The sequence below is a fragment of the Halochromatium sp. genome (genome assembly GCF_054919635.1).
The window spans coordinates 1-4,896 of record NZ_JBUDPI010000287.1; the positions used below are offsets into that span (position 1 = coordinate 1).

Sequence of the window (4,896 nt, forward strand, 5' to 3'; positions counted from 1 at the left end):
CTGTGCGACGACACGCAAGTGTGACGCGTACTCCTGGCCTGTCGGATGCTCGACTTCTAGACTCAGCGCGGGCGAAACGCCCATCGCGATCGAGTTCAGGTCGAGCATGCCGAATGAATTGGTTGGGAACGACGGCGTGATGAAGCGCGTCTCGGCCGGCCACGAGGCGAATGAGGCACCGACCGTGTGACGCTCTAGAACAACGAAATTCTCGATCCCAGCGTCCTGGAGCGCCACCGCGACGCCGATGCCTGCGGCACCGGCGCCGATGATCACAACGTCATACAGATCGTCTCGTGTTACCCGCTCATTCATCGGTACTCCTCGGCCTTACGACGCTAGGTGGAAGCGGGCTGAAGCACTGTCCGCTCTGCGCGGTCAGCGTACCCTTGGAACGCAAATGAAGGCCCCTTTCAGGGTGATCGGACAGATTGCTCCTGCGGTTAGCCTCTTCAGCCGATCAAAGAAGCCCGGGTCACGCCATTGCGCCAAGATGGCCGGCGCGAACTGAATGGCAGCCAGATCGATGCGGCCCATGCGCGGATTGTCGGCATCCTCGCGGAAGCAGTGCGCATAGCCGGTCTCCGTCTCGTGGACGATGACCGAATGCAGCCGTAGGTCCGCCTCGCCGTTGGTCCTGTCGGCCAATGAGAGCGCGGTATCGACGAGACGAAAGAACAGCCGAGAAAACTGCTCGGCGCTCGGCGACACCGGGATCAGGACCCAGCGCTCGGAATGCGCGCGCATGGCATCCAGGTAGTCCGGGTCATCACCTGACCAGAGCGCAACGGAATGATCGAAGGCGTCAATCAGATCGTGCACAAGGCGCTTGAGCAGGCCAAAGTCATAGACCATCTGTCCATTGTCGAAGGCATGCGCCTCCAGCAGCAGTTCGACCTTGTACGAATGGCCGTGGATCGAATGCGAGCACCGCCGCGTGCTGCATCCGCGCACGCTGTGCGCGTTCTCGAACTTGAAGAGCTTGCGAATCAGCACCTGCCGCCTCGCTCGTCGGAACGGGCAGGCGTCACAGGGTCGTAGCCGCCTGGATGCAGAGGATGGCAGCGCCCCAGGCGCAGCAGCGTCAGCCATGATCCCCTGAGCGCACCGTGGGTTCGTAGCGCCTCGATGGCGTACTGCGAGCAGGTCGGATGGAATCGACAGTGCGGGCCGAGCATCGGGCTGATGAACAGCTGGTAGCCGCGCATCAGCAGCACTAGCAGACCGGCAGGCCAATGCTTCATGCGGGCACCGAAGCGGCCGGTCGCAGCAGAGGACCCTCAGGAGTGTCCTCGACGATGTATCCGGCGCCCTCAAGCTCCTCGCGCAGCGCATCCGCTTTGGCATAATCGCGGCTCCGACGCGCCTGCTCTCGCTTCGCTACAAGGGTCCTGATCCGGGCGGGGTCGGACGACCGCGCGGACGGCATCAATGCCGCTGGCCGCAACGCCGCCAGTGCCGTCTGCGGTGCCTGCCGCAGCAACCCCAACAACCCGGAGGAGGCCAGTAGAACGGACTTGGCGTGCGCCCGCCGGGCGTCCGTGTCTGCGTTGTCCAGTTGCGTCAGCAGCACGCGCAGACGCCCCAGTGCGCCAGGGACATTGAGATCGTTCCTCAGGGCCTCCAGCAGCTCCGCGTCCGGGGTGACCTCTGGCAAGACGGTGACATGGACCACTTTCGCGAGGCTCTCGTAGTAACGGGTCAGGGCCTGTCGCGCAGCCAACAGGCGCTGCGCAGTCCAGTCCAGGGGGCGCCGGTAGTGGGTGGAGAGCAACGCCAGGCGGATCGCTTCACCCGGCGCCTCGTCCAGCAGATCGCGCACCAGCAATACATTGCCAAGCGACTTGGACATCTTCTGCCCATCCACTGTGACGAAGCTGTTGTGTACCCAGGTGCGGCAGTAGGGGGCGCCATGGGCGCAGGTGCCTTGAGCGATCTCGTTCTCGTGGTGCGGGAAGATCAGATCCTGGCCACCACCGTGGATGTCGATGGTTTCGCCCAGGTGCTGGCCGATCATGGCCGAGCATTCGATGTGCCAGCCCGGACGACCCCGGCCCCAGGGGCTCTCCCAGCCCGGCAGGTCGGGTGTCGAGGGCTTCCACAGGACGAAGTCCAACGGGTCTCGCTTGTAGGGTGCGACGTCGACGCGGGCACCGGCGAGCATCTCATCGATGCGCCGCCCCGAGAGCTGTCCGTACTCGGGATAGGAAAGCACATGAAACAGCACATGCTCCCGCTCGACGTAGGCATGGCCGCGCGCGATTAACGTCTGGATTAGTTCGATGATGGCGGGGATGTGCCCGGTGACGCGGGGCTCCAGGTCGGGCGTCAGCACACCCAGTGCCTGCATGTCCTCGTGATAGGCGTTGATGTAGCGGTCTGTGATGGTGGCGATGGGAACGCCCGCAGCGGCGGCCGCCGCATTGATCTTGTCATCGACGTCGGTGAAGTTGCGGGCGTAGATCACCTCGCGGTAGTCATGCCGCAGCAGCCTTGAGAGCACGTCGAACACCACCGCAGGTCGGGCATTGCCGATGTGAGCGTAGTTGTAGACCGTCGGGCCGCAGACGTACATCGTCACTCGATCGGGCCGTTCGGTCTGCAAAGGCTCCTTCCTGCGGGTCAGTGTGTTGTGCAGACGAATCGGCGGGCTCACGCGACCGCTCCTTGCGCTAAGGCGTTGAAAGTGGCTTCGATCTCAGCCCTGTCGATCCCGTAGGTCTCGAAGTAGTCCTGGATCTCGCTGCGGGAGAGCCGAGGCACGTTGGAGACCGTCGGCAACAGAACCGCGTCATCCGTGTAGCACTCACTGACACGCCGGGCATCGCCGCTTCGGAGTGCCTCGTTCCAGCGGTCGAACAGTTCCTCGGCCAGGCGCAGCGTCGCTGGCGCGCAAACGGCGGTCTCGGCGACATCAGGGGTGTCGATCGGTACGGTGCGGAACGAGGCCGTGTCCCCGGAGACAGGGTGGCGGCCCCCACGTAGCGACGCGCTTAGGCTGCGTCGGTCCTTGCCCGATGTGTCCTCCAGGAACTGCATGCCGCTGACCAGCGGGATGGTGTGTCTTGGCTTGATTCGCGTTCGATGCATCATCGCTGCCTTGGCTTAAACAGGCCTAGCCTGCGTTGGAGCCGCTACTTCACCAGCGGCACGAAGAAACCGGCGCCGAAGGCCACGGCCTCGTCGAGGGTGAACTCGGTCTTGTCGCCCTCGCCCTCTTCCACCCAGCGGTGGGCGGTGTCGCCGTCCTTCAGAAACACCATCTCCAGGCACATGCTGTGGGCGGCGCAGGCGCCGGGCTGCTCCCAGCGCACCCCCACCCGCACGTCGTCGGAAGGCTCGGCCGAGTGGATCTGGTGCCCCTGCTGGTGAATTCGGACGGGCTCTCCGGTCACATGGCAGCGGGACTCGATGGCCACGTCGGCGTCATACATGGGCCCCACCACCATCGCGTCGAGGGCGCAGATGGCGTTCACGGCACGGCCGTTCACCCGAAGGTGGTGGGCGGTGTCCTCGGTCGTCATGGGGTAAGCGCCCACCACCGCGGTTCGGTCGGCGTTGAGCACCACCAGGTCGTCGCCGCCGAGGCGTTCGATGGCTGCTGCCACGCCGTCGGCACCCACCAGGGGCGCCAATTCGCCATTGCTTGGGGCGCGGCCCTCCTCGGCCAGGGTGCGCAGGATGGCGCGGTGGGCCGCCGCCAGCTTGGGGGGCAACGCCTGCTGGCGCGCCCGCAGCGGCAGCTGGCTGCTCAGCTTGTCGATGGCGGCGGCGATCTTATCGTTGACGTCGGGCACGGTGGGATACTCGTTGGTTGCTGCTTGCTCGAGAGACATGGTCTGCATCTCCTCTTGAGGTCGGTTGTCAGGAGTCGATTCCGACTCACTGTCGAATTCGGCTTCGGCTTCGGCTTCGGCCTACTGGTCCCGCTTCGCGGTGCACCGCACGCAGGTCCCCAGGACCTCGACGATCGGCCGTTTGGCGCGGAATCCGCGGGCTTGACCTGCGGCACGCAGGCTCTCGGCCAAACCGGCGTCCTCGACCTCGGTCACTTCACCGCAGGCGTCACAGATGAGGAACTGACCCGCGTGCGGGTGATCCGGGTGTGTGCAGCCGATGTAGGCGTGCAGGCTTTCGAGCTTCTGCACCAGCCCCTGCCCGAGCAGAAAGTCCAAGGCCCTGTAGACTGTCGGCGGCGTAGGGTTCTTCAACACACCGCGCATCCGATCGAGCAGCTCATAGGCGGTCAGCGGTTTACCCGAGGCACACAGCAAGCGCAGCACCGCCTCACGTTGCTCGGTGAGTCGCACGCCGCGCTCGCGACACAGGGCCTCAGCGCGCGCGATGATCCGGTCTACCCGTTCGCTATTCATCAAGAACGGTCTTTACTCAAACTCGACGCCGGGGCGCGCCCGTTTTGTCGTTCGCGCATCTCGAGCCGTTCCTGGGCATCCACGCACAGCGTCGCGACGGGGCGGGCTTCGAGCCGCGCCAGGCCGATGGGCTCGCCGGTCTCCTCGCACCAGCCATAGCTGCCGTCGTCGATACGGGCGATAGCGGCGTCAATCTTGCGTTCGAGCTTGCGGTAGCGATCGCGTGTGCGCAGCTCCAGCGTCTGGTCGGCCTCGCGGTTGGCTCGGTCTACCTCGTCGCCGACCTCATGGTGGCTGTCGTTCTTTAACTCCGCGAGGGTCGCCTTAGCCTCGGCGAGCAACGCTGATCGCCAGTCCAGCAGCTTCTGCTTGAAATAGGCCAGCTGGCGCGGACCCATGTACTCGTCATCGAGAGGAGGTCCGCTGTTTGAGGTCGCGGAGCCTTGCCCGTCTCGCTCCCGCTCGCTGTCTTGCATCGATCGGTCACCTCGTCTGAAGGATCATCCCGCCAAGCTGGGGCGTG

Annotated in this window: 8 protein-coding genes; all 8 read right to left on the reverse strand. The window is 64.9% G+C overall.

The window, feature by feature from the left end; all coding sequences use genetic code 11:
- On the reverse strand, positions 1-315 hold a 315-nt coding region (locus ACY693_RS14960; protein ID WP_462322613.1), incomplete at its 3' end, for an FAD-dependent oxidoreductase.
- Positions 316-378: 63 nt separating this feature from the next.
- Complete coding sequence (locus ACY693_RS14965) at positions 379-996, reverse strand: 6-pyruvoyl trahydropterin synthase family protein (RefSeq protein WP_462322614.1); 618 nt, start codon at positions 994-996, stop codon at positions 379-381.
- Positions 990-1,244 (reverse strand): membrane protein insertion efficiency factor YidD, encoded by a 255-nt coding sequence (gene yidD, locus ACY693_RS14970; protein WP_462322615.1) that lies wholly within the window; start codon positions 1,242-1,244, stop codon positions 990-992. The genes ACY693_RS14965 and yidD overlap by 7 nt, the downstream gene beginning before the upstream one ends.
- Positions 1,241-2,656: a cysteine--tRNA ligase gene (gene cysS / locus ACY693_RS14975; protein ID WP_462322616.1), complete on the reverse strand. Its 1,416-nt coding sequence runs from the start codon at positions 2,654-2,656 to the stop codon at positions 1,241-1,243. Before cysS ends, yidD begins: the two co-directional genes overlap by 4 nt.
- Positions 2,653-3,090, reverse strand: a complete 438-nt coding sequence (locus tag ACY693_RS14980) for a hypothetical protein (protein ID WP_462322617.1) — start codon at positions 3,088-3,090, stop codon at positions 2,653-2,655. Before ACY693_RS14980 ends, cysS begins: the two co-directional genes overlap by 4 nt.
- 44 nt (positions 3,091-3,134) lie before the next feature.
- On the reverse strand, positions 3,135-3,836 hold the full coding sequence (locus ACY693_RS14985; RefSeq protein ID WP_462322618.1) for an alkylmercury lyase family protein: 702 nt from the start codon (positions 3,834-3,836) through the stop codon (positions 3,135-3,137).
- Between the two features lie 81 nt (positions 3,837-3,917).
- Entirely contained in the window at positions 3,918-4,373 is a 456-nt protein-coding gene (locus tag ACY693_RS14990) for a Fur family transcriptional regulator (RefSeq protein WP_462322619.1), read from the reverse strand.
- A complete protein-coding gene (gene dksA, locus ACY693_RS14995; RefSeq protein ID WP_462322620.1) occupies positions 4,373-4,771 on the reverse strand; it encodes an RNA polymerase-binding protein DksA in 399 nt (132 codons plus the stop codon). Before dksA ends, ACY693_RS14990 begins: the two co-directional genes overlap by 1 nt.
- Between the last annotated feature and the right edge of the window lie 125 nt (positions 4,772-4,896).

Coding starts and splice junctions, on each gene's coding strand:
- yidD (WP_462322615.1), bottom strand. CDS start 1,244: ATGAAGCATTGGCCTGCCGGTCTGCTAGTGCTGCTGATGCGCGGCTAC.
- ACY693_RS14980 (WP_462322617.1), bottom strand. CDS start 3,090: ATGCATCGAACGCGAATCAAGCCAAGACACACCATCCCGCTGGTCAGC.
- ACY693_RS14985 (WP_462322618.1), bottom strand. CDS start 3,836: ATGTCTCTCGAGCAAGCAGCAACCAACGAGTATCCCACCGTGCCCGAC.
- ACY693_RS14990 (WP_462322619.1), bottom strand. CDS start 4,373: ATGAATAGCGAACGGGTAGACCGGATCATCGCGCGCGCTGAGGCCCTG.
- dksA (WP_462322620.1), bottom strand. CDS start 4,771: ATGGGTCCGCGCCAGCTGGCCTATTTCAAGCAGAAGCTGCTGGACTGG.